Annotated in this window: 2 rRNA genes (1 of these 2 cut by a window edge); both read right to left on the reverse strand. The window is 56.1% G+C overall.

What is annotated here, in order from left to right:
- Nucleotide 1 precedes the first annotated feature (1 nt).
- A 5S ribosomal RNA gene (gene rrf, locus ACFWN1_RS31995) occupies nt 2-118 on the reverse strand.
- Between the two features lie 81 nt (nt 119-199).
- A 23S ribosomal RNA gene (locus ACFWN1_RS32000) occupies nt 200-1228 on the reverse strand; it runs 1378 nt beyond the window's last position.

Consider the following 1228-nt stretch of genomic DNA (forward strand, 5'->3'; position numbering starts at 1 on the left):
AGTTCGGCGGTGTCCTACTCTCCCACAGGGTCCCCCCTGCAGTACCATCGGCGCTGTGAGGCTTAGCTTCCGGGTTCGGAATGTAACCGGGCGTTTCCCTCACGCTATGACCACCGAAACACTATGAAACACAAGCCGTCATGTGTGGCACATGAGGCTGTTCGTGGTTTCAGAACCAACACAGTGGACGCGAGCAACTGAGGACAAGCCCTCGGCCTATTAGTACCAGTCAACTCCACCCGTTACCAGGCTTCCATATCTGGCCTATCAACCCAGTCGTCTACTGGGAGCCTTACCCTCTCAAGGAGGTGGGAACACTCATCTCGAAGCAGGCTTCCCGCTTAGATGCTTTCAGCGGTTATCCCTCCCGAACGTAGCCAACCAGCCATGCCCTTGGCAGGACAACTGGCACACCAGAGGTTCGTCCGTCCCGGTCCTCTCGTACTAGGGACAGCCCTTCTCAATATTCCTACGCGCACAGCGGATAGGGACCGAACTGTCTCACGACGTTCTAAACCCAGCTCGCGTACCGCTTTAATGGGCGAACAGCCCAACCCTTGGGACCGACTCCAGCCCCAGGATGCGACGAGCCGACATCGAGGTGCCAAACCATCCCGTCGATATGGACTCTTGGGGAAGATCAGCCTGTTATCCCCGGGGTACCTTTTATCCGTTGAGCGACGGCGCTTCCACAAGCCACCGCCGGATCACTAGTCCCGACTTTCGTCCCTGCTCGACCCGTCGGTCTCACAGTCAAGCTCCCTTGTGCACTTACACTCAACACCTGATTGCCAACCAGGCTGAGGGAACCTTTGGGCGCCTCCGTTACTCTTTAGGAGGCAACCGCCCCAGTTAAACTACCCATCAGACACTGTCCCTGATCCGGATCACGGACCCAGGTTAGACATCCAGCACGACCAGACTGGTATTTCAACGACGACTCCCCCTGAACTGGCGTCCAGAGTTCACAGTCTCCCAGCTATCCTACACAAGCCGAACCGAACACCAATATCAAACTGTAGTAAAGGTCCCGGGGTCTTTCCGTCCTGCTGCGCGAAACGAGCATCTTTACTCGTAGTGCAATTTCACCGGGCCTATGGTTGAGACAGTCGAGAAGTCGTTACGCCATTCGTGCAGGTCGGAACTTACCCGACAAGGAATTTCGCTACCTTAGGATGGTTATAGTTACCACCGCCGTTTACTGGCGCTTAAGTTCTCAGCCTCGCCC

The sequence above is a fragment of the Streptomyces sp. NPDC058459 genome, from assembly GCF_042721685.1.
Lineage (GTDB): Bacteria > Actinomycetota > Actinomycetes > Streptomycetales > Streptomycetaceae > Streptomyces.